The organism is Undibacterium sp. MH2W (genome assembly GCF_049340215.1).
GTDB lineage: Bacteria > Pseudomonadota > Gammaproteobacteria > Burkholderiales > Burkholderiaceae_D > Undibacterium.
This window is the reverse complement of sequence record NZ_JBMPPA010000001.1, coordinates 416,456-440,062: the sequence shown is the minus strand read 5'-3', so window position 1 is coordinate 440,062 and position 23,607 is coordinate 416,456. Positions and strand designations below refer to the sequence as shown.

At 49.7% G+C, this 23,607-nt stretch carries 15 protein-coding genes; 8 read left to right on the top strand and 7 right to left on the bottom strand.

What is annotated here, in order from left to right:
* Positions 1–86 precede the first annotated feature (86 nt).
* The 3 genes from ACO0K2_RS01915 to ACO0K2_RS01905 all read right to left on the bottom strand — a co-directional run bounded on the left by ACO0K2_RS01915 (position 87) and on the right by ACO0K2_RS01905 (position 2,399).
* The gene (locus ACO0K2_RS01915) at positions 87–554 is read right to left on the bottom strand and encodes a hypothetical protein (RefSeq protein ID WP_423015179.1); all 468 of its coding nucleotides are present in this window, start codon (positions 552–554) and stop codon (positions 87–89) included.
* Positions 555–787: 233 nt separating this feature from the next.
* Entirely contained in the window at positions 788–1,468 is a 681-nt protein-coding gene (locus tag ACO0K2_RS01910) for an SOS response-associated peptidase (protein ID WP_423015177.1), read from the bottom strand.
* A 613-nt stretch (positions 1,469–2,081) separates the two neighbouring features.
* Positions 2,082–2,399, bottom strand: a complete 318-nt coding sequence (locus ACO0K2_RS01905) for a GIY-YIG nuclease family protein (RefSeq protein WP_423015175.1) — start codon at positions 2,397–2,399, stop codon at positions 2,082–2,084.
* 464 nt (positions 2,400–2,863) lie between these two features.
* Between ACO0K2_RS01905 and ACO0K2_RS01900 the strand changes: the two genes are divergently transcribed.
* The 4 genes from ACO0K2_RS01900 (at position 2,864) to ACO0K2_RS01885 (ending at position 9,852) form a co-directional block, all read left to right on the top strand.
* On the top strand, positions 2,864–4,294 hold the full coding sequence (locus ACO0K2_RS01900; protein ID WP_423015173.1) for a M64 family metallopeptidase: 1,431 nt from the start codon (positions 2,864–2,866) through the stop codon (positions 4,292–4,294).
* 970 nt (positions 4,295–5,264) lie between these two features.
* Positions 5,265–7,319: a hypothetical protein gene (locus ACO0K2_RS01895; RefSeq protein ID WP_423015171.1), complete on the top strand. Its 2,055-nt coding sequence runs from the start codon at positions 5,265–5,267 to the stop codon at positions 7,317–7,319.
* 311 nt (positions 7,320–7,630) lie between these two features.
* On the top strand, positions 7,631–8,956 hold the full coding sequence (locus ACO0K2_RS01890; RefSeq protein ID WP_423015169.1) for an alpha/beta hydrolase family protein: 1,326 nt from the start codon (positions 7,631–7,633) through the stop codon (positions 8,954–8,956).
* A 182-nt stretch (positions 8,957–9,138) separates the two neighbouring features.
* Positions 9,139–9,852, top strand: coding sequence for a YdcF family protein (locus ACO0K2_RS01885; RefSeq protein ID WP_423015167.1), 714 nt, complete (start codon positions 9,139–9,141; stop codon positions 9,850–9,852).
* Positions 9,853–9,914: 62 nt separating this feature from the next.
* Here ACO0K2_RS01885 and ACO0K2_RS01880 read toward each other — a convergent pair whose 3' ends face one another.
* A complete protein-coding gene (locus ACO0K2_RS01880) occupies positions 9,915–11,318 on the bottom strand; it encodes an aspartate kinase (RefSeq protein ID WP_423015165.1) in 1,404 nt (467 codons plus the stop codon).
* A 301-nt stretch (positions 11,319–11,619) separates the two neighbouring features.
* Here ACO0K2_RS01880 and ppk2 point away from each other — a divergent pair, with 301 nt between their 5' ends.
* Both ppk2 and ACO0K2_RS01870 read left to right on the top strand, forming a co-directional pair.
* The gene (gene ppk2, locus ACO0K2_RS01875; protein WP_423015163.1) at positions 11,620–12,534 is read left to right on the top strand and encodes a polyphosphate kinase 2; all 915 of its coding nucleotides are present in this window, start codon (positions 11,620–11,622) and stop codon (positions 12,532–12,534) included.
* A 100-nt stretch (positions 12,535–12,634) separates the two neighbouring features.
* Positions 12,635–14,251 (top strand): inorganic phosphate transporter, encoded by a 1,617-nt coding sequence (locus ACO0K2_RS01870; protein WP_423015161.1) that lies wholly within the window; start codon positions 12,635–12,637, stop codon positions 14,249–14,251.
* 970 nt (positions 14,252–15,221) lie between these two features.
* Here the strand turns inward: ACO0K2_RS01870 and ACO0K2_RS01865 are convergent.
* Positions 15,222–17,192: a peptidase U32 family protein gene (locus ACO0K2_RS01865; RefSeq protein WP_423015159.1), complete on the bottom strand. Its 1,971-nt coding sequence runs from the start codon at positions 17,190–17,192 to the stop codon at positions 15,222–15,224.
* A gap of 271 nt (positions 17,193–17,463) precedes the next feature.
* On the opposite strand from ACO0K2_RS01865, the gene dacB reads away from it, so the two are divergent.
* Both dacB and ACO0K2_RS01855 read left to right on the top strand, forming a co-directional pair.
* On the top strand, positions 17,464–19,005 hold the full coding sequence (gene dacB, locus ACO0K2_RS01860; RefSeq protein ID WP_423015157.1) for a D-alanyl-D-alanine carboxypeptidase/D-alanyl-D-alanine endopeptidase: 1,542 nt from the start codon (positions 17,464–17,466) through the stop codon (positions 19,003–19,005).
* A 228-nt stretch (positions 19,006–19,233) separates the two neighbouring features.
* A complete protein-coding gene (locus tag ACO0K2_RS01855; RefSeq protein ID WP_423015155.1) occupies positions 19,234–21,675 on the top strand; it encodes a TonB-dependent receptor plug domain-containing protein in 2,442 nt (813 codons plus the stop codon).
* A gap of 95 nt (positions 21,676–21,770) precedes the next feature.
* On the opposite strand, the gene ACO0K2_RS01850 is transcribed toward ACO0K2_RS01855, so the two are convergent.
* Both ACO0K2_RS01850 and ACO0K2_RS01845 read right to left on the bottom strand, forming a co-directional pair.
* Positions 21,771–22,625, bottom strand: coding sequence for a sugar phosphate isomerase/epimerase family protein (locus ACO0K2_RS01850; protein ID WP_423015152.1), 855 nt, complete (start codon positions 22,623–22,625; stop codon positions 21,771–21,773).
* 44 nt (positions 22,626–22,669) lie between these two features.
* Positions 22,670–23,509, bottom strand: a complete 840-nt coding sequence (locus tag ACO0K2_RS01845) for a phytanoyl-CoA dioxygenase family protein (protein WP_423015150.1) — start codon at positions 23,507–23,509, stop codon at positions 22,670–22,672.
* Positions 23,510–23,607 lie beyond the last annotated feature (98 nt).

Sequence of the window (23,607 nt, the reverse complement as noted above, 5' to 3'; positions counted from 1 at the left end):
CTGGCAATGTATTGCATTGACGCATAATGCATTGAAACATAAAAAAAGGTAGCTCTAAGCTACCTTTTTTAACTAAGCATTAAAGATTAGTTGTGGCTTGCAGATCCACCGCCACCGCCTGAGAAAGACGAGCCTGGGGAATTAGAAAAACCGCCATTGGATGCATTGTTACCTTGGGCTACTTGGTTTGCTGCATTTGGACCAGCAGCAGTTGCAGGTGTATATGCAGTAACGTCGTTCAAACCTTTGTTGTACGCAGCAGCAATTGCAGATGTACTTTCAGAAGGGTTGCCGGCTTTAATACCAGCTTCAACGACTTCTGGAGCGATACCAGCAGCAGCAGCGATACTTGCGATCAAAGCCGCATCAGCCTTGTCTGCTTTTGCCAATTCAGTGATCGTTTTCACTTTATCTTTGGACTCAGCTAACGCAGTGTAGATAGCAGTGATTTTCGGATCTTTAGTGCCTGCGTCTGCCGCAAAAACCTGATATGCAGGAAGAGCTGCAGTCAGCACCAGGGCGATAACGCCTTGCTTAACAAATTTTTTCATCATAACTTTCCCCAAACGGATTTTTGTGTAACTGAAGTATAGCCTAAAATTCGACGAGTTGCATAAATTTTTCGCAACCGTGTTTACATTTTAGCAGTATTTAAAGTGCAAAAACCACAAGTTTATTTATAAAAAAGATAATAGTTTTATGAGTGAAACGATTTTCTATCTCTAGGGACATTATTTTTCTTTTCATAGAGAAACTTTTGAGCTGGTGACATCGTTTTTGACCGCAATCAAAATAAACTCCCCTGTTGGACAACCGGTTGAGGCTTCACAGGTTGAGGTTGCTTTAATGCTATTTCAGCACGCATGCGTTCTGCTGGATAGAGTTGCAAGAAAGAACGGGCACGTTCGGGGTTTTTGCAGTCTAGCCAATCATCGTAATCACTTCGGTGAACAACGACCAGAGAGCGCTTTTCTTCACCCGAGGGATGAAACCGACGCATCAACGGGTGCTCGTCGGCGTTAATAGTAATTTGCGTGAATGAAAAACTACGCTGGCCGTCCGGTTCTAGCCAATCCTGAAATAAACCGGCCACCGCGAAGTCCGTCTCGTCCACAAGTCCAATCCGCCACCGCTCTGCCTTACCGCTTTCATAACACGGCTCAAAAAAATCTTGCATCGGCACCAAACATAACTTCCCCTCGCGCCATGGTTTGGCATAGGTACGCAACTGCCCTATTGTTTCGGCGCGGGCGTTCATGGTCGAAAACCGCTTGACGCCCGCTGGCATTTTTGATTTCGGCACCATGCTGTACGCGGCTAACACTGCTTCACGCTCGCCATTGTTATGGCGAATGATGGGTGCGACGTAGTCTTGCCATGTTTCAGGCTTGTAGTCATCGAGGTGTGCGCTGATGACGCCAAACTGGGTGAGCTGTTCTTTCCGGGTGGGGGTGTAATTGACGCACATGGGGGTTGAATCGGTGTTGATATGGTCTGGTGATTGTATACAAAGTGCGGGTGGGTTGTTAGAGGCGATTGCACTACGAAAGGCGCTTGCGCGCCACTGGGTTCCCGCCTGCGCGGGAACGACGGGTCTGGGGGGATTTTCATTATCATCTTTTTACCGTCATCCTCCGCGAGAAGACCGTCATCCTCCGCCAAAGAACCGTCATCCTCCGCCAAAGAATCGTCATCCTCCGCGAAAGCGGGGGATCCAGTCGCGCTAGAGCGCGTTTTAACGTTCCAGCTCTGAAAGGCGCTGCTGCGCCACTGGATTCCCGCGTGCGCGGGAACGACGGGCCTGGGGGGGATTATCATTATCATCTTTTTACCGTCATCCTCCGCGAGAAGACCATCGTCCTCCGCCAAAGAACCGTCATCCTCCGCGAAAGAACCGTCATCCTCCGCGAAAGCGGGGGATCCAATTGTGCTAGGGCGCGTTTTAACGCTTCAGCTCCCAAAGGCGCTACCGCGCCACTGGATTCCCGCCTGCGCGGGAACGACGGGGATGTTGATTTCGCGATGCGCTGGGTTCCCGCGTGTGCGGGAACGACGGGTGATGCACTTGTAGAGACTGATGATCAAGGCAATGGGGGTAGCGCGTCTGTCGAGCCATTGATTTCAGGCCAAAGATCACGCCACTCTGGGTTTCTTTCTTCGATTAATTGGATCTTCCAGGCCCTCGCCCACTTCTTCAAGCGCTTTTCTCGCATGATTGCGGATTCCATGTTGTTGTGTATTTCGTACCAAACGAGGATGTTAACGTTATGGTCTTTTGTAAAACCTTCATTGAGGCCTTGTCGGTGCTGCCAGACGCGCTGAATGAGGTTCGAGGTGACGCCAATGTAGAGAGTGCCATTCCGTTGGCTTGCGAGAATGTAGACTGCGGGTTGTTTCATTTACAAACGAGAAATTGGGTCAATTTGCTTTCATGTAAGGGGGAGGCAACACCGAGCGGAGCATGGTGTGCATGAGTAGCGAAAAGGATAAGAGATTGGATTGTAGTGAGCAAATCTCTTGTTTGTTGATAGATGCAGGCGTACAACTTTGAAGCGATTGTGCAACACTTTTTGTGTTGGTTTTTTATTTTGGGCTGAGAAGGCGCTGCCGCGCCACTGGGTTCCCGCGTGCGCGGGAACGACGGGCTGGATGGGCATCATTATTGCCATCTATTTACCGTCATCCTCCGCGAAAGCGGGGGATCCAGTCGCACACTAAGGTCGTTTTTTTACCGGGCAACTATTTCGGAAGTGTTTTAAATTTTTAATTAGAGGCGCTTTATTCGCCCGCTCAGGGTACCCGCTTGTCGTATCGTGGCTTACAATCAAGCCCTATTAAAAAGATCATGATTTCGGAGCCACCTATGTTTTTCTCTCGATCTGCGTTATTCAGCGCCGCAGTATTGTGTTTTACCCAGCTTGCCCAAGCAGCCCAGCCCGCGACCATCCGTGTTGACTATCTGCACAGCGGCAATGCAACGACCGAAAACTACGCCTTAGAGCGCGTTCTGGTCGAACCCTTGCCTTGGCCTGGCAATCTCAAACAAGCCATCGACAATTCTGGTCTCGGTAACAATAAAGTGGAAGTCACTGATCTCAAGACAGGCGAGTTATTGTATTCAAGAGGATTCTCGACGGTATTTGGTGAATGGCGAAGCACAGACGAGGCTGCAAAAATCAGCCGCGGCTTTGAGGAGTCAGTGCGTTTTGCTAAACCAGAACACCCTGTCAAAGTCAGCATCTACAAACGGGATGAGCAGAATCATTTCGTCCCTACTTGGAGCGTCGAGATCAACACCGACGCACAGGATGTGATTCGTAAACAAGGCCCAGCACCTGCCAAGCCGATACCGATTCATGTGTCGGGCCGCTCTGAAGACAAAGTCGATTTATTAATTTTGGGCGATGGATATACCGCTTCGCAAATGGCCAAATTTAAAGCCGATGCGACACGCTTAAGTCAGCATTTGTTTGAGGTGTCGCCATTCAAAGAACACGCGAAAGACTTTAATGTATGGGCGATGGCGGTACCGACACCAGAGTCCGGCGTATCACGTCCATCAACAGGAGTGCATCATGCATCGGCATTGGGTGCACGTTACGATATTTTCGGTAGCGAACGTTATGTACTAACCACCGACAACCGCGCGCTCCGTGACATCGCCCAATATGCGCCGTATGAATTCATCGAAATTTTAGTCAACAACGACACCTATGGCGGTGGCGGCATTTTCGGACAATTCAGCACTGCCGCCGCGAAGAATGATTGGGCGAATTATTTATTCGTGCATGAATTTGGTCATCACTTTGCTGGCCTTGCTGATGAATACTACACGTCGCCAGTTGCATATCAACCAAGCAGCACGAAAGTAGAACCATGGGAACCTAACGTGACCGCACTTCTCGACCCTGCGCACGTGAAATGGCAAGACAAGGTCAAGCCTGAGACACCACTGCCAACTGCGTGGCCGAAAGAAGCGTATGACCAGCACGCCAAGGTGTACCAAAAAATACGCGCAGATTTACGTGCAAACAATCGTCCTGAGTCTGAAATGAATGCCTTATTCAGAGAAGACCTTGCTTACAGCAATAAGCTTTTTGCTGGCACCAAATTTGAACACACAATCGGCGCGTTTGAAGGGGCGAATTATGAGTCAACTGGGTATTACCGCCCAGCGATGCAATGCATTATGTTTAACCGTACGGATCAGTTTTGCGATGTGTGCAGTGCTGCCGTTGAACGTGTGATTCAGATGTATTCGACACCAACTAATGTGACGCCGAAAAGCAAATAACAATTTTTCGTTAGTCGTCGGCACTGCTTCGACAGTGCTGACGCACACTGGACTCCCGCCTGCGCGGGAGTGACGAGGTGGAGGGGATACTCCTTTCTCTCATTTTTGTTACACTCCGCCATTCCAATTCGTCACATACCACCCCACTTTTTCGTCGTACGCCGCCCTTCTTTTTCGTCGTACGCCGCCCCTCTTTTCCGTCATACTCCACCTATTTTTTCCGTCATACTCCGCGAACGCGGAGTATCCAGTGGCACGTCAGTGCCTTCAACAACACTGACTTTGCAATTCCCCCAATCCCATTTCATTCACTTACAACTCTCTAAACTACGTTACTTATAACCCGTCAACTACATCAGATTCCTCAGCGTTTCTGTCACACCTTGATGCAGACGTTCGTGCTGCGCAATCCCAATGAAATCAAACAAATTTTGTGAGCTGACACATCAGATTGACGTGATCGATATCCAATTTTTTTGACGAAAAGAAAAAGCGATAATGACAATTCTTCCCTCTGAAACATCAAAAATAGACCTCTTTTTTTGTCTATCAACGATTGGGCTGCTCATCCTTTCAGTAATGATTATTTCTCAACATATCAGGGTGAATCAGCTCGTGAGAAAAGTGCAACATCTACCTGATCAAAAAGATATCGACGATATCAGACTGCTATTTATAGAACAGCAATTGAAGACCATGGAGGACTTCAATGAACTACATAAATTGATACGATCTGAAACAAATCACTGTTAAAAATTGTTTCCACCTCGCAACAAATAGCGATGGAAGAATAAAACAGTTCACCGATAATTAACGTCATCACATCAACGTAACGTATTGCAAAAGTTCGCGGCAGAGGTTGAGCAAAAAAATCAATCGGCGACTTGTTTCATTGGCGCTTCGCAAGGAACGTCGGATTTTGGTTGGAGTTCGGTTTTCACTAAAACTAGTTCATAGGGATACCAGTATCATGAAAAAATATCAGTTTGCGCTCAGTACAATCACACTTGCATGCCTTGCTGCATGTGGTGGTGGCGGATCATCGACAACAGCAGGATCTGCGACATCCACGACGCCTGTCGTTACACCGCAATCCGTGAACGTTCCGTTGATGATCAGCGATGCCTCGTCTGATGACTGGTCGGCAATCAACGTCACGATTAATGCAATCACGTTTACCGACTCAGCGGGTAATGTCACAGCCAATTTGCTCAGTACGCCATGGAGCGGCAACTTAGAGCAGTTGGATAACTTGGCAGAACATCTCAGCACAGCAACGTTAACTGCAGGCAGCACCTACGTCAGCGCCAATCTGACAATCAGTGCCAATCCAGGTGATATCGGCTTAACAGTTGCCAGCGATCCTGAAGCTGGATTCCCTGAGGCACCAGGCACCGTGATTCCAACGAGCCGCATTGTGATTCAAGGTGCGACAGGTGCTGTAGGAAGTCAGACAGTGACATTTTCAGTGAAATTTGCCACACCATTTGTTGCGCCACAAGCGACATCAGCGACTAATCCCACGCCAGCCGCCGGCACTACAACAACTGGCATTAATGTTGACTTCGATCTGAGCCATCCTGCATTCATTATCGGTCATGTACCAGCGGCTGGAGGCAACACAATCTGGGCGGTGAATTTTGCAGGTCCGGTGAAACACAAGCCCGTCTCCGATCTGACTCACCTCGTATTGCGTCACACTTACGGTAGTGTGACCTCGGTCTCAGCAGCGAATAAAAATCTGGTCGTCGAACGCGATACGGGTAAGTTATCGACAGGCGGAAATACGTTTGTCGCGGTCGATACTGGAAAGTCTGCGACGATTGGCCTCGACACAACGAATGGCACGTTGTTCTACGATCTGGATAACAAAGCAAACAACGCAACGATTAAAGATTTCTCTGCAGCGAATGTGCTGGCAGCATTGCAGCAGAGCGGTGAATATGTCCGGATTGCGACGCGATATCAGCAAGACGGTAGCTTGGTCGCTACACGCATTTATGCATCAACTACCTTCAATAAAGTCTACGTCAGTCCAGAGGGTCATGTAACCCACGTGGATCAAACAGGCACCAAGATTGTCGTTGATAATGCAGATGGCAAGCCGATCAACATCGCCATTGATCCAACAACGAACTTCTATTTCCGTAACCCCGGTAATGCGAGCGACGTGACAGCGATCGGACAAGGACAAGGTTTTGTACAAAGTCACAATATCGTCCGTGGATTCAAAGTCAAAGTCACACCCGTTGATGCGACCGCTTCTCCAATGCATGCTGCATCCATCGACATCGAAACCGCACCGTATCAAGGTCTGATCAATAACGTGAGCGCTACGGGCTTTAGTGTCACATCAAGCTATCCAACGAAAACGGATAACTATACGATCCCACTCGCTTATATCAGCGCCACAACCAGCAATGGCTACGACCCACAAAATCCAACAACGGCGATCACAGGATTCAAGTACTGGAACTATGCCTATCCAAGTATTGTGACGTACACCACTGGCTCCACCAACGCCGTCACTAACTTTATTGCTGCAACCAGTGCTAATGGCGGTAGTGCGGTCAATTTTGGTTCCGCAGCGACGACTTACTATGCAACAGCGATGACCTATAACACTTGGGGTAATGCCTCGAATGTGAACGGTTGGTCGGCATCGTACGTCATCTTGATGCCACAAACGTTCCCCCATACGGTCGTTGCCTCTGCACTGGTGGCGAAACCAAGTGTCGCCAATAACTACACCTTCGGACTCAATTCAACCAACGGCAGTAAAACGGTGACGGTTGGCGTCAGTGCGGTTCCTGGTTCGGCAACGTTAGTGTATCAAGTAGATCGTTCTAAAGACGATGTGACCGTGAGCCTACAAGACATTACTTCAGCATCCGGGCTGAGCGCATTGACCACCGGTTTAGTCGCCGGAAATAAAGTCGAAGTGACTGGCGTACCGCAATCTGATGGGTCGATCAGTGCGTATATGATCAAGTACTACACAGGTACTGCTGCTCCCTCTAAATAACGTCTCTCCCATTCCCTTTTAAAAAGCCGCTGACGCACAGCGGCTTTTTTTTCGAGTTGATACGCTTGCTTATGGAAGGGACGGTTTCAAAAAAAATGCTCGATACTACGCAACATCAATGACGCCAAAATGACATCAGCGTACACGGATTCAGAATGTCTGAAATCGTGATCAAAAAACATCAGTTTCAACGCAATTTTCTTATTCACTGCATAATATATTTGCTTTGCGCGATCGCGCGCTATTCATCAGTCGACCCGTCAGCTTATCGATGGCTGACCTCACCTCTTACTGTAATGTTGTGACACACCATGAAAAAACTCTCGACCACGCTCGTCACGGGCCTGTTGCTCATTTATAGCACGCTGAGTACCGCACAAGAAAATCGCATCGACACTATTCGCCCAGACGCACCGGCGCTAGCGCGTTACGGTAGCCATGAGACAGGTGTGAAGACCCTGCATTTTGTGCACGCTGATCAAATTGATGTGGTCAAGGCAAAAGCAGGTGAAGCCATGCCTCACTACGATCGACCATTAACCGTTGAAGTATGGTACCCCGCGACGCTCGCGGCGGATCAACACACCGGTAGCGCGCTCAAAGCGATCACGAGGGATGGCACGACCGAGGTATCGTTATGGGGGCACGCTGTACGCGACGCCAAGGCGGATCTGACACACGGTGCCTATCCGCTGCTGATTATTTCACATGGCTATCCCGGTAATCGCTTTTTACTCAGCCACCTCGCCGACAATTTAGCAAGTAAAGGCTATGTTGTTGCGTCGATTGATCATACCGACAGCACCTACAGCGACCAAGCAAGTTTTGCGAGTACGCTGTTGAATCGTTCGCTCGATCAACTATTCGTACTTCGCGAGATGGCTCGGTTGAATGAAGATCGTACATCGGGATTTCAGGGAATGATTAACGCCAATCAGACAGGCATCATTGGTTACTCGATGGGTGGCTATGGCGTCGTCAATACCATTGGTGGTGGCCTCAGCGAGGCGGCGGTGAAATCCCCACTGGGTGTGCCCAACGAAGGTCTCGCTGTGCGTCAAGCTGGTAATGCGAGCTATCTCGCATCACTAGACCCAAGGATCAAAGCAGCGGTCGCCTTTGCACCGTGGGGATGGAACTACGGCATGTGGGATAAACAAGGTTTGGCTGGCATTAAAACTCCCATCTTTTTTATTGCAGGCAGTGTTGATGACGTCTCAGGCTATGCGCCAGGTGTGCGTTCTATTTTTGAGAATACGGTCAATGCGCCGCGTTATCTACTCACATTTGATAACGCCAATCACAACGCGGGTGCGCCAATGCCAGCCCCCAAAGAGACATGGACCTTTTCAGAAAAGTTACACTTCGTTCCCGCCGAGCATTATCTTGATCCCGTCTGGGACAACGTGCGCATGAACAATATCTCTCAGCACTTTGTTACGGCGTTTTTGGATAAATATTTAAAAAGCGATGCGAGCAAAGATGTCTACCTCAATGTGATTGAAAATGCGAAAGACGGTAAATGGTCAGTGGCCAAAGATGGCAGCCAGAATACCGATCATACGTACTGGAAAGGCTTTCCAGCGCGCACCGCAGCGGGGCTTCATTTGGAGCAAGCAAAACCTGCGCAGCAATGATCCTGCTCTAGGCATCCGACAAGGATGTGAAGATATCGTGGCAATGACATAGACTCTCGTGCGACAATGACATTTTGATCATTGTCGCATTTTTTATGTTCACCCTCCCGTCGCACGCACCCTGGCTACATCGTCTCTCATTGCTCATCGGTACTCTGCTTTTGATCGATAGCATCTATCTCATGCTGCAAAATAATTTCAGTTTGGGTGTCACGCTCCCCTCGGGTATCGGCGTTTTTTTATTAGGCATCGGCCTAAAATGGCAGCAACTGCATCGCTGGTTGGCGCAGTCCCCCATTCGAAAACGTCTCTGGCTTGCTGGCTGGACGCTGGCGTGGTTATGGCTCTTGAGTGTTGCAGTCTTTTTTTATTTTATTCGAGCAGGTCACGATACCGATATCAATGCCGTTCAAGGCCCAGTGAAATCCATCCTGATTTTAGGCGCAGGTTCTGATCGTTGTAGTACAACACCGACCTTAGCGGCCCGACTTGACTTGGGCTATACGTGGGCGACACGCTTTCCGCAAGCGAAGGTGATTGTGAGTGGAGGTCTGGATTTTGGTGAGACGTGCACAGAAGCTCAAGTCATGAGCGATTACCTCGTCACTAAGGGCTTATCGGCATCGCGTATTCTGCAAGAAGATCACAGCACGAATACCTATGAAAATTTCCTTTTCAGTAAAAAGGTTCTCCTACAAAATGGAATCCACCTGCATGACGGCTTACTGATTGTTACGAGTGATTTTCATAGCGTCAGGTCGCGTCGGATTGCGCATAAGGTCGGATTCGATAATACCGCCAGCGCGGGATCAGAGACACCGATTGGCGTGCGCTATAACAGTTGGCTCCGTGAGTATTTTTCATTCATTAAAGCAATTGCTCTCAATGAATACTAACGAGTCCGTCGCACTCATTTGCTTTATGAAAAATGATGGCGCAGTTTCCTGCGCCATCATTTTTATTGACCAAAGAACTCTTCGTGTACCAAGCGAAGAGCAAGTTTGCGATCCTCTTGCTGCACCAACATATACGCCGCTACCTCACTCGCACCCGCTGCTGCCAAGGTCACTCGTGCGCCGCCTGCTAAGGCAGCGGACAAGGCACGGCTGGCAATGGCGCTTCCCACATCTGACGCGTCCAACACGCCGTCACCCACCACAGCCACAATCGCGACAGCGTCGTTACGGCTCACTTCAACAACGCCAGCTAAGTGATGTTCACTTAACGCAGCATAGGCGGCATCGAGATGATCACGCGCCAGCAAAATGTTAATCGCCGTTTGTGCCGTCAGCACACTCTTGATGTTAATTCCGTGTTGATCGAGCGTATTCGTCACTTGCGCCAGAATACCCGGTTTAAAGCCGACACCCGGACCGTGCAACTTCAGAATCGCGACATCCTCGGTCGAGCTAACGCTCTTCACAACGTCCTTCGTCACTTTACGCTGTGCATCGATGATCGTGTACGGTATCAGGCCGCGCTCTGGACGGGTGATGTTAAGAATACGAATGGGAATATCACGATCAAACAAAGGCTCAACGGTACGAGGATGCAAAATTTTTGCGCCAAAATAGGACAGTTCTGCCGCTTCGAGATAATTGAGCTGAGAAATGGACCGTGGTGCAGTCACCGCGCCCGGATCAGCACTCAGGAAACCATCAACGTCTTTCCAGACATCGAGCGATTCTGCGCCAATGCAAGCGGCGATCGATGCAGCCGAATAATCCGAGCCACCGCGACCAAACAGCGTTGTTTTACCCTCCTGATCAACACCGTAAAACCCGGGCACGACATACACCACATTGTTCGCCAATGCCGCCGCGACAGGTGCAGTACTCGCAGCGAAATCACACGCCGCATTGCCAAAAATACCATCAGTGACCAAGCCAATATCCTCTGGCAAGGCTTCTTGTGCCGCGATTCCGCGACTTAATAATACTTCTGTCAACAATAAGCTCGACAAACGCTCACCGTAACTCAAAATCGCATCATTAACGAAGGTCGGCACGTCACCGATGCAATGAATACCAGTTAAATAGCGATCAAGTTGGTCTAAACGCTCGCCCAAGGCTTGCTCGGTGCGATCACGGTGCGCCACATCGCTGATATTTGCTTCGAGAATTTCGCGTTTTAAGGCACGCAGATGCTGCGTATAGTTTTGACTCTGTTTGAGGGCTGCTTTGGTCCCTGCGCCGTCCTTTGCCGCTTTCACGCATTCAATCAAGGCATTGGTAATTCCATAAAAAGCTGACACCACTAACACCAAAGGCCGCTGATAGGCCTGGACAACGTTGACAACCCGATCAATATCCTGTGGCTGACGTAAATTCGAGCCGCCAAATTTAACAACAATCTTCTTCATGCCTGATTCCAAATCATTTAACTGCATTGCGCTTCCACGCTCACTCTGCCGCCATCTCATCACGCAAGCGGCTACCAGCATCTAGGGTACTGCGACACCGTCGGTGGGTCAATCGATGTCGCGTTTTTCGATCTCATTTCAATCATTTTCTCTTTTCTTATGCAAATAAATTCCGCCATCAGCGAACAAATCCACACACATATTTCTGCATGGAAATGTGAATTTGATCTATGTCATAGATGAGTCACATCCACTCCTTATAGTTCCATGGACATTTATAGTGGAGACATGAGGTGATGCTGTGACTTTCAATTCCCAAGAACTCAGTGAACATATTCGTCGTGATTTACTCGATGGCTACGATGAAGAATTTGAATTAGAAATCGAAGATCGTCACTACCTGCAAGAGCACGATGCCGCGCCGGTATTGACCGAATCAGAAAAAGAGCAGCGTCGCATTTACTTCCGTGAGCTGTTCCGTCTCCAAGCAGAGCTCGTCAAATTGCAAGACTGGGTCGTCGCGACCAAGCACAAAGTCGTCATTTTGTTTGAAGGACGCGACGCTGCGGGCAAAGGTGGTGTAATCAAACGGATTACACAACGATTGAACCCACGTGTCTGCCGCGTCGCTGCACTGCCAGCACCCAATGACCGTGAACGGACACAATGGTACTTTCAACGCTATGTTTCGCATCTTCCTGCGGGTGGTGAGATCGTCTTATTCGATCGCAGCTGGTACAACCGCGCGGGTGTTGAAAAAGTCATGGGCTTTTGTACCGACGCAGAATACGAGGAATTTTTCCGTACAACGCCAGAGTTTGAACGGATGTTGGTCAGCTCTGGGATTCAGTTGATTAAATACTGGTTTTCCATTTCCGATGAAGAGCAGAAAGCACGCTTCTTGGGTCGTATTCATGATCCGCTCAAACAGTGGAAACTGAGCCCCATGGATTTGGAATCTCGCCGTCGCTGGGAAGACTACACCAAGGCCAAAGAGATTATGCTCGAACGTACGCATATCCCTGAAGCACCGTGGTGGGTGGTTGAGGCAGACGACAAAAAGAAAGCCCGACTCAATTGCATTCATCACCTCTTAAACCAAATGCCGTATCAAGAAATTCCGCATCCGGTGATCGAATTACCACAGCGCCAGCGCCATGAGGATTATCTGCGCAATCCAGTGCCAGCCGACATCATCGTACCGAAAGTCTATTAAGACGAATAAAGACGAATATTTAACTGTTCATTCACTGTTCATTCACTGTTCAGATAAAGAAACACTAAATCATTATCGCTATTAAACGGAGATTACCCGCATGAGTATCACCAACATTGCTGCCTCAGATTTACCTGAGCTAGCGACCAAAAAAACACTCAAGGACCATAAAACAAGTCCTGCCACTATTCTTATTTTTGCCGTGTTATTGATTGCTGGCTTAGCGTTCACCTGCTACAGTCTGGTCACTGACATGAGCGCCGTCAATTTTGGCACAACAACATGGGTACCGTATATTCTGCTGGGCATCGCACTGCTCATCGCGCTGGGCTTTGAATTTGTGAACGGTTTTCATGACACCGCCAATGCCGTAGCGACAGTCATCTACACCAATTCCTTACCACCTAACTTTGCGGTCATGTGGTCGGGCTTTTTCAATTTTCTGGGCGTGTTGTTGTCGAGCGGTGCAGTAGCGTTCGGGATCATTTCATTGCTACCAGTCGAATTGATTCTGCAAGTGGGCTCATCAGCCGGTTTCGCAATGGTATTTGCACTGCTGATCGCTGCGATTTTGTGGAATCTGGGTACCTGGTGGTTAGGATTACCAGCCTCGTCATCACACACGCTGATTGGCTCGATTATCGGCGTGGGTGTCGCAAACGCGCTCATGCATGGTCGTGATGGTACGACTGGTGTCGATTGGGCACAAGCAACCAAAGTAGGCTATTCATTGCTGCTGTCGCCGTTGGTTGGTTTTGTGTGTGCCGCCGTATTGCTGCTGCTGTTACGCAAGCTCGTGAAAGCCAAAGAACTCTACGAAGAGCCAGACACGAACACACCACCACCTTGGTGGATCCGCGGCTTGCTGGTCTTGACATGCACCGGCGTCTCGTTTGCCCACGGCTCGAATGATGGTCAAAAAGGAATGGGATTGATCATGTTGATTTTGGTCGGTACCGCACCAATGGCCTACGCATTAAACCGAGCTATGCCTGTCGATCACATGACCCAATTTATTGCGGTTGCTCAGGTCACAGAGCAGTCCTTGCACAAATATATTATTCAAGAAACGCCGGCCAATCCACGCAAAATCTTGGCAAATTATGTGCGTACAAAAGAAATGACACCTAACGTTTTGCCCGCATTGGCGGCGACGACTGGTGAAATTGCAAAGCAAATCAAAGAAAACGGCACACTCGATAAAGTACCAACCGCATTGGTATCGAATGTCCGTAACGACATGTTCCTGGCTTCTGAAGCGATCCGTTTAATGGATAAAGATGCCAAGCTAAACTTTGATGACACGACCAAAGACAATCTCAAAGCCTTTAAAAAGCAAATTGACGATGCGACGAAATTTATCCCTTTATGGGTCAAAATCGCCGTCGCTATTGCGCTGGGTCTGGGTACGATGGTGGGCTGGAAACGTATTGTGGTGACTGTCGGTGAAAAGATTGGTAAGACGCATTTATCCTATGCACAAGGCGCATCGGCAGAGTTAGTTGCAATGCTGACGATTGGTGCGGCAGACATGTATGGCTTACCCGTATCGACAACGCACGTGCTGTCTTCTGGCGTTGCCGGCACCATGGCCGCCAATCGCTCAGGCCTGCAGATGTCAACGATCCGTAATCTGGCAATGGCATGGGTCTTGACGATGCCAGCTGCGATGTTGTTGTCGGGTTCGTTGTATTGGTTATTTACGAAACTATTTTGATTGCTTGCGTCTGGCGACAATAATCCCAAAATGACCACTCCCTTCTACGCCGTCACTCCTGCGTACACAGGAGTCCAGTGCGCGTCAGCGCTTTTTTAGGTACGGTCGTAGCTCTGGATACTCCGCTTTCGCGGAGTATGACGAGGTGTGGGGTGGGTGTGATGGTGAGGGATGCTAGACGCTTCACATTCGCGGAGTATGACGCGGCGGGGTGGCTCTATAAAAACGACCACTCCCCTCCACCCCGTCACTCCTGCGTAGGCAGGAGTCCAGTGCGCGTCAGCGCTTTTTTAGGCACGGTCGTAGCTCTGGATACTCCGCTTTCGCGGAGTATGACGAGGTATGGGGTGGGTGTGATGGTGAGGGATGCTGGAGGCTTCACATTCGCGGAGTATGACGCGGCGGGGGGCTACAAAAATGACCACTCCCCTCCACTCCGTCACTCCTGCGTAGGCAGGAGTCCAGTGCGCGTCAGCGCTTTTTTAGGTACGGTCGTAGCTCTGGATACTCCGCTTTCGCGGAGTATGACGAGGTGTGGGGTGGGTGTGATGGTGAGGGATGCTGGAGGCTTCACATTCGCGGAGTATGACGCGGCGGGGGGGCTACAAAAATGACCACTCCCCTCCACCCCGTCACTCCTGCGTAGGCAGGAGTCCAGTGCGCGTCAGCGCTTTTTTAGGCACGGTCATAGCTCTGGATACTCCGCTTTCGCGGAGTATGACGAGACATAGGGTGGGTGCCATGATGAGGGGTACTGGATACTCCGCCTTCGCGGAGTATGACGAAGCATGGGGGGCTCTACGAAAAGCGACCACTCCCCTCCACCCCGTCACTCCTGCGCAGGCAGGAGTCCAGTGCGCGTCAGCGCTTTTTTAGGCACGGTCGTAGCTCTGGATACTCCGCTTTCGCGGAGTATGACGAAGCATGGGGTAGTGTGAAGATGAGAGTCATCCCACCTTCACTTCAGCAGTTACTGCGCTGGACGTGTCTTATGAAATACCAGAGGGCTATACGGGACCGACGATGGCGGAGGTGCTTGTAAGATGTGCTTCTTCATCGCACCAATGATATGCATCTCGCATGGTTTGCAATCAAATTTAAGGGTGTATTTTTCTTCACCAGTAACCAAGGTCATTGGCTCGGCCTTGACCTGCCCTTGCACGCCCTTTACGCCTTTGGCTTGCTTCGGGCATAAATTAAATGAAAAACGCAGGCAGTGTTTGGTAATCATCAGTGATACTTCGCCCGGTTCTTCATGTGCTTCGTAGGCAGCAGCAATGAGTTGCACGCCGTGCTTCTGGTAAAACTCACGCGCTTTACTGTTGTAGACGTTGGCGAGGTAACTCAGTGTGGTCTCAGGATAAGTTACTGGTGGCTCGACTGCTGGTGTACGTTCTGGGCGTTGCCATGCTTGCGTACGAGCGAGTTCGTGGGCGGTGACGGCGTCACGGCGTAAGGCGTTGATCGCGGAGGATGGTACAAACCAAGGTTGGCGCAAACGCAGATCCACGCTGGCGGCTTCAAACATCGTGTTGCCGAGTTTCGCTAAACTATCCCGCAACCCAGCTTCTGCTTTATCGGCTTGTTGCGCGACTTGCAGTGCCAGTGCCACACTGACTTCAGAATGGACGCCATCTTCATCGGTAATTGCTAAACGGAGCCCCTGCTCATCGTCAGACAAGGTAAGCCACACCGGGACGCGACGTTCTGCGGATTTCTTTGTCAGTGCGTGCTCCCAGCGTTGATCGCGGTTACGATTGATCAGCATGCCAACCTTGAGACCTGTCAACTCGCTGACTTTTTCGTTTGGAAACACGCGCCAGAGATCGCCGTTGTCGCTCTTGCCCATGTGCTCAACCGTATTGGCCTGAATCCCCATGACTTCACGTTTGAGCATGTAATTCAACCCATCGCCATTCGCCATCGGCTCATTCGTTTCAATCTCAAACCACGTCGTACCGATACGTGTCACGTAGCCAAGATGTAGGCCGACGTATTTAGGGGAATCGAACGCGCCGATGTTATCGAGACGGCCATTGGCGAAATAGTCGGTATGACCACGATGGAAATTTTTATCGACATTAGGTGTGAAAGAAACCTGACTGCGACCACTCGATGCACGTGTGAATTCTGGGCGGCGCTCTAAAATTTCGTCGAGCAGCAGGCGATAATGGGCAGTGATATTTTTCACATAGCCCATGTCTTTATAACGGCCTTCGATTTTTAATGACTGTACGCCAGCATCCAGCAACGCTTCTAAATTGCGGCTTTGGTCATTGTCTTTCATCGACAATAAGTGCTTTTCATAGGCAACGACGCGACCTTCGCCGTCGGTGAGCGTGTAAGGCAAGCGGCAGGCTTGTGAGCAATCGCCCCGGTTTGCGCTACGACCGTTATCGGCATGGGAGATGTAGCATTGACCAGAAAATGCAACACACAAGGCACCATGGACAAAATACTCCAAAGGCGTCTTCACTTCGGCCTTGATCGCTTTAATTTGTTCTATCGTCAGTTCACGTGCAAGCACCAACTGCGAGAAACCAACATCGCCCAAAAATTTCGCCTTTTCTACCCCACGGATGTCACATTGCGTACTGGCATGGAGTTGAATCGGTGGAATATCAAGTTGCAAAATGCCCATATCTTGCACGATGAGCGCATCGACACCGGCATCGTAGAGCTGATGGATTTGTTTGCGTGCTGGCTCCAATTCTGACTCATGCAGAATGGTATTCATCGTCACGAAAATACGTGCATGATAGCGGTGGGCAAATTGCACCAACTCCGCAATCTCGGTAATTTCATTGCTTGCATTGTGACGTGCGCCGAATGACGGGCCGCCAATATACACTGCGTCAGCGCCATGCAAGATCGCTTCTTTGCCGATCTCAATATTTTTAGCGGGAGACAAAAGTTCAGTTTGATTGACGAGCAAGCTCATGGCGACGACCAGTGTAACGAGGAAAGGGCGAAATTATAACGAAATCAAGGGCTTATGTCCTGCATGTGTTCCGTTTCAAGGTGCTTTTTAGTGCAATGGCGGCAAATACCAATGTCAATGTGTAAAGTACCGACGAGAATTTTCGTTTCTGACTGCTTTTTTTGTGCCGTTTTTCAGGAAACATATCAATTCATCTACAATTCTGCAACAATGTGTACCGCCGAACGTGCCGTCTGACGTTGCGCTTTTTCTATTGATGATCGACGAATCCATGTCTTTATTCTCCCCGCTCCGCCAATCCATTCCTTTGATTCTCTTGACGATAGGATGGGGACTGAGCACGGCATGCGCTGGACAAGATATTGCCATGCAGTCGGTTTTGCCAGATCCAATACAGATGGCATTACAGCGCGCAGGTGTGCCCGCCAATGGGATCGGCATCGTCGTTCTCCCACTGAATGCTCACGGTGACGATAGGTCCAACATCCCTTTGATCAGCTACAACGCTGATCAGCCAATGCACCCAGCATCCACCATGAAATTATTGACGACCATGGTGGCGCTGGATGAATTGGGACCTGCCTTTCGTTGGAAAACCCAGATCTTGCGTGATCAGCCGGTAGTGTCAGAGGTGCTGAGTGGCAATCTCTATTTGCGCGGCGGTGGTGACCCAGACTTAACGATACAGAAGCTGAGTGCCTTGTTGCGTGATCTTCGCTACCAAGGTGTCAAAACGATTCAAGGCAATATCGTTCTCGATCGCAGCTATTTTCAGCCTGAGCGCATTGATACCAACGCACCTCCCTTTGATGCGTTTCCTGATGCCTATTACAACGTCATTCCGGACGCCTTGCTCATCAACAGCAACATCAGCACCATCCGCGTGCAATCTGATAACGATACGGTCTCTCCAACGCTCCTCACGCCATTACAACATGTCAGTGTAGTGAGCCAATTGCACATCATCAAAAAGCCCTGCGGACAATGGGAGACCTACTGGCAAGCACCGAACATCAGTTATCAAGGCGCTGACGTGGTGGTGACGCTCAATGGTAGTTTTCCGCGCAATTGTCAGATTACGCAAGCGCTGAATCTACTTGATCGGAATCGTTACATCGCCCAAGCAATCCACCAACTTTGGCAAGAGCTTGGAGGCACTTGGGACGGTGACGTGAGCGATGGGATCACGCCGCCCACGGCACAACTGATCGTAGAGCGCGCCTCAGAAACATTGGCCGACACGATCCGTATCGTCAACAAGCATTCGGATAACGCAATGGCACGGACGATTTTTCTGACACTGGGCATAGAGAACAATAACGCACCACAAACCGAGAGTAGCGCGCAACGCGCCGAGTCTCGGGTTCGATCCTGGCTTTTTAAAAATCAAATCAATGACGCCGGTATCGTCCTTGAAAATGGCTCCGGTTTATCGCGTTCCGAACAAATCAGCGCACGACAAATGGCCGCCGTTTTACTAGCAGCATCACGTAGTAATTGGTATGCAGAATTCGCGAGCAGCCTGCCGATTACAGGGGTAGACGGTACGATGCGCCGTCGACTCAAGGATAGTCTTGCCGCACAAAGTTCACGCATTAAAACTGGGACGTTAAAAGATAGCGTTGCCATTGCAGGCTATGTGCGAGACATCCACCATCAACAGTGGATTGTTGTGGCGATGATCAATGCAGAAGCAGCCGAAAAGGCGCGGTCAGTTCTCGACACACTGATCGACTGGGTCGCAGCTGGCGCGATCACTGATGACAATCTTTCAGCGGCACGCTCCTCTTTTCCACAGGTACCTCTTCCCTAAGCAATGAAGCGATGAAACGATTTAGGCGATTCATCTGTATCGTTTCATTGACGCGTTAGCACGGCAAAAAACGCTATATATTATTTTTGTCTTTTCAAATTGCAAAACCTTCGTTGGTCGTGCAGCGAGCCGCCTGTATCATCGCTTTCATCTTGCTATTGATCAGCACTATCGTTGATCGGAGCTCAATCCGCTGCTTAGCGCACACTATCTTCATTGGAAAATTCTATGTCAGTTTCTGTCCCTTATCGCTTAACGCGACGACGTTCATCTCTTCTCATTTCTGCCTTGTTTGCAAGTGGTCTGATGCCTGCGGCTTATGCTCAACAATCAACGCAACAATCAACGCAACAATCAACGCAACAATCGGCACAACAAACCGTCGCTTCAGCCGAAGCCACTGCAGCACAAGCCGTCATTGTGACGGGAACGCGTAGTGTCAACCGTACGGTCACAGACTCCGAAGCACCGATCGATGTATTAACGAGCAAAGATCTGCAAACAACCGGCGCCACGGACATTGGGTCCGCCTTAAATCGTTTGCTGCCATCGCTCAACTTTCCAAGTCCAGCGGTCGCGGATGCGACCTCTGCCAACCGCCCTGCACAATTACGCGTACTCTCTCCTGATCAAACACTGATTTTGGTGAATGGCAAACGCTGGCATACGACCTCGGTGGTCAACGTCAACGGCACTGTGGGTCGTGGTTCTTCACCAGCTGATTTGAACACGATTCCTTTATCCTCAATCGATCATATCGAAGTTCTGCGCGATGGCGCTGCAGCACAGTATGGCTCTGATGCGATTGCTGGCGTGATTAATATCATTCTGAAAAAAGGCGCGACAGGTGGTGAAATCGCTCTCAGCGGTGGTGAATATAGTGAACGCGATGGACGCCAAGGAGATCTAAGTACCAACTTCGGCATTCACCTCGGCGAAAAAGGGTGGTTACGTTTTACTGCTGAAGAAAAACATCAAGGGACAACCAATCGTGCAGGCGCTGATTTCCGTAATCCATTAGAACCTCTCTACGGCAAAATCACACAGCAACAAGGTGATCCACAATTGGCGCAATACAATGTGGGTATCAATGCTGGCTTACCTTTGAATGACGATATCGAACTCTATACGTTCATTAACGCAAGTCAGCGAAACACCAACGCCGCCGCGACGTGGCGCACGGCTTACACCACAGGAACAACATTACGTTCACCGTTGTATCCCAATGGTTTCTTGCCTAATGAAGCAGCGCGCAATATTGACTTCTCTAGCGTGATTGGTGTGCGCGGTCATACTGATGGCTGGCGCTGGGATTCTAGTCTGAACTATGGCTATAACGAATTCACACTCAACGTGAACAATACCGCCAACTTAAGTCTCGGTGCAAAAAGTCCGACCAGCTTCTATGATGGTCAGCTCAGAAATACACAGACCTTATTCAACTTCGATGCTGCGAGAGAAATTGAATTGGCTGCGTTAGCGAATCCACTGACAGTCGCGTTTGGCGCGGAATACCGACGCGATGAATACCAGATTAGCCCAGGTAATCCAAACTCTTACAGTGGCAGTGGCGCACAAGGCTTTGCGGGATTTCAGCCATCGAATTCTGGTGATTACCGCCGTCACAGCAGTGCCGTGTATGCTGACCTTGAGACAGATTTGACCAAACAACTGAGTGCATCTGCAGCGATTCGCCATGAAGATTACAGCGACTTTGGTAGCGTCACTTCGGGTAAATTGTCAGCGCGTCTTGCATTGACCAAAGAGTTTGCGCTGCGTGCAGCGGCATCGAATGGCTTCCGTGCGCCGTCCTTAGCGCAAGAAAATTACACCATCACTGGTACGAACTTACTGACCGTCAATGGCACTACCCAACCGGTGGATACCGGTACGTTTGGTGTTGGTACGGCAGCAGCCAAAGCCTTGGGCGCAAAACCGTTGGCACCAGAGAAGTCGAAAAACTTCAGTGTGGGTGGCGTGTACCAACCGACAAATAATGCATCGCTGAGCGTTGACGCCTACGAAATCGATATCGACAACCGCATTCTATATTCTGGCAACTTAGTCTTGCCTGCCAGCTTACAAAGTGTGCTTGCGAACCAAGGAGTCTTGGTCGGTGCCGCCCGTTATTTCACTAATGCGCTTGACACCAAAACACGCGGTGTTGATGTCGTGGGTAACTATCAATTGTCCATCACCGGCAGTGATAAAGTCTTGCTGACGTTTGGCTACAACCACAACAATACGAGCGTGAGTAACGTTGCTGCCAATCCTGCGATTCTGGCAGCTAACAATCTGACACTCATTGACCGCCAGTCCATTTTACGTGCAACAGCATCCGCACCAAAAGACAAGCTGACACTGGCGGCAGATTACATCATCAATCAGTGGACAACCCATGCACAAGTGACACGCTACGGTAGTTTCTTGGTACCACAAAACAATGCGGCCCAAGATCAGACCTACAGCGCCAACACCTTGCTGGACCTGGCTGCCAGCTACCATGCAGGCAAATGGACAATCACAGGCGGTATCAATAACGTGACCAACAAGTATCCGGATCAAGTCCAAAGCAGCCTCAATAGTGGTGGAACACTGCCTTACAGCACGTTCTCACCGTATGGATTTGATGGACGTTATTTCTACGGTAAAGTTGCTTATAACTGGTAAGTAGCGCATTGATCGCCAATCACACCATATAGTCGTGATAAAAACGCTGTCAGATCTTCAACGACCTGACAGCGTTTTTTTATGATCGTATAGACTTACTCTGCGTAACGCGCTCGCAGCAAATGCATCATCGCTACGTTTAACTCCCAAGCATCGCTCACGACCTGATTGGTGTAAGGCAAAGTTGGGGTGTACGGCGTCGGGCCAAATTCTGGGGTCATCGTGATTTGCTTTGCTCCTGCTGCGCGGCGCAAGGCAACAATACGATCCCACCACGCGAGATGTTGCGCCAATGCGTGGGCATGTTCTGGTGCTCTAAAATCATTGACCTGCGGCCCCTGGCTGTGACCGACTCGGGCATGAATGTGCTGCACGTGCGGAAACACCTGTGAAAGCATCTGCGACTGATCTTCAAGTAACGACTCGCAAGCACAGCACCAATGGGACAAATCCGCATTTAACGCTAATGCGGGGCGTTGCTGCAGATAAGGTAGGAGCAGCATTGGGTGGCCAGAAAAACGGCTACGATGAATTTCATGCACGATGGGAACGCCCGTCTCCAAGCTGATACGATCACACAAATCAAGTAACTCGCTGTTTTGGGCAAAGCTATAAAAGTCTTTGCCGGTGTGCGTGTTGATCAATAAGGGCTGGGCAGCGCAGGCATTGAGGAGGTACTCTGCGAGCGCTTGTTTATGCGTCTCAAAATCGGCATGGAACACTGTTTCCCATTGCTGGGCTATCAGCAGAAGCCCCGCGTCCTCAATCGCTCTACACCATGCCTCACGTTCTTCCACATCCATTGGCAGAGACATTTCTATGCCGTCGAATCCGGCTTCTTTCACGCGATCAATAAATGCTTCGCGGCTGAGGTGGGCACTTCCCCAGTGTGGCGCAAAAATGTAAAGTTGTTGGCTCATCGCTGTTTTATCGTGCTTTTGTCGTTGCATTGTCGTTGCATTGTCGTTGTTTTGAGACGAATGATGCACCGCCATCATTCAAAGCCACGCACCGGAAAACGCTCATCACGTTGGATCCAGTTCTGCGGCGAATACGTTGTCGCACCATCTGTCACATGCAACGTATAGGCATGACGTGAAATGGGGGAACGGTTCGGGGCGCTGTAATGCGGTAACAATCCATGAAAGCAGACCAGTGTGCCGGCTTTCACTTCAAGCGGGACAGCAGTGGCATCGCTAGGCCAAGGCATATCAGATAATTTCTCCACCGTCACTACATCACCATGACGCACAAAGCGCTCACGCATCGGTGTTTTATGCCCGCCCGGTTCTGCCCATAAACAGCCATTCTCGAGCGTAGCGTCTTCTAGTGCAAACCAGAAGGTGGTCACACTGACGGGGTCTGTTTCAAAATAGGTCGCATCCTGATGCCAGCGTACTTCACCGCCAATTCCCGGCTGCTTAAAAATGTACATCGATTGCCAAATCTGTGGTCGTTGTAAGCCGAGTTGTTTCGCGACCTGCGCCAACCCGGGACCTCTTGAAAATGCACTAAACACGGGATCCAAATCATGCATCGCATGGCCGATTTTGTTGATCGACAATGATTTATCTTGCTTCAATTTACCGTCGGCATCAAACGCTTCTTCTTCAAAAAAACAGCTCATGTTCGTTGCTGAATTAAGGAAATAATGATCGATATGCTGCTCTTGCTCTTTCGTGGTAAAGATCGACTTTGAGCTCGCCGGATCAAAATCATTGACAATCTGCTCTGCACGTTCACGCAGCGCCGCAATTTCTGCGGCGGTTTTGAAATCTGGAATCAGCACATAACCGTCTTCATGAAACTGGGAAATTTGTTCTTGGGTTAGCATTGTCTTTCCTTTTTATTGTGGATTCATCTCAAGCCCACGCCCAGCCATACGGGCGAGAATGTCACAGTGTAATGAATCAAATTGTCTCATCACAATAG

Excerpts from the sequence above, each read along its gene's own strand:
- ACO0K2_RS01845 (WP_423015150.1), bottom strand. The coding sequence starts at position 23,509 with ATGCTAACCCAAGAACAAATTTCCCAGTTTCATGAAGACGGTTATGTG.
- dacB (WP_423015157.1), top strand. The coding sequence starts at position 17,464 with ATGTCTTTATTCTCCCCGCTCCGCCAATCCATTCCTTTGATTCTCTTG.
- ACO0K2_RS01880 (WP_423015165.1), bottom strand. The coding sequence starts at position 11,318 with ATGAAGAAGATTGTTGTTAAATTTGGCGGCTCGAATTTACGTCAGCCA.
- ACO0K2_RS01900 (WP_423015173.1), top strand. The coding sequence starts at position 2,864 with ATGTTTTTCTCTCGATCTGCGTTATTCAGCGCCGCAGTATTGTGTTTT.
- ACO0K2_RS01870 (WP_423015161.1), top strand. The coding sequence starts at position 12,635 with ATGAGTATCACCAACATTGCTGCCTCAGATTTACCTGAGCTAGCGACC.
- ACO0K2_RS01915 (WP_423015179.1), bottom strand. The coding sequence starts at position 554 with ATGATGAAAAAATTTGTTAAGCAAGGCGTTATCGCCCTGGTGCTGACT.
- ACO0K2_RS01885 (WP_423015167.1), top strand. The coding sequence starts at position 9,139 with ATGCTGCAAAATAATTTCAGTTTGGGTGTCACGCTCCCCTCGGGTATC.
- ACO0K2_RS01895 (WP_423015171.1), top strand. The coding sequence starts at position 5,265 with ATGAAAAAATATCAGTTTGCGCTCAGTACAATCACACTTGCATGCCTT.
- ACO0K2_RS01865 (WP_423015159.1), bottom strand. The coding sequence starts at position 17,192 with ATGAGCTTGCTCGTCAATCAAACTGAACTTTTGTCTCCCGCTAAAAAT.
- ACO0K2_RS01910 (WP_423015177.1), bottom strand. The coding sequence starts at position 1,468 with ATGTGCGTCAATTACACCCCCACCCGGAAAGAACAGCTCACCCAGTTT.
- ACO0K2_RS01890 (WP_423015169.1), top strand. The coding sequence starts at position 7,631 with ATGAAAAAACTCTCGACCACGCTCGTCACGGGCCTGTTGCTCATTTAT.
- ACO0K2_RS01905 (WP_423015175.1), bottom strand. The coding sequence starts at position 2,399 with ATGAAACAACCCGCAGTCTACATTCTCGCAAGCCAACGGAATGGCACT.
- ACO0K2_RS01855 (WP_423015155.1), top strand. The coding sequence starts at position 19,234 with ATGTCAGTTTCTGTCCCTTATCGCTTAACGCGACGACGTTCATCTCTT.
- ACO0K2_RS01850 (WP_423015152.1), bottom strand. The coding sequence starts at position 22,625 with ATGCAACGACAAAAGCACGATAAAACAGCGATGAGCCAACAACTTTAC.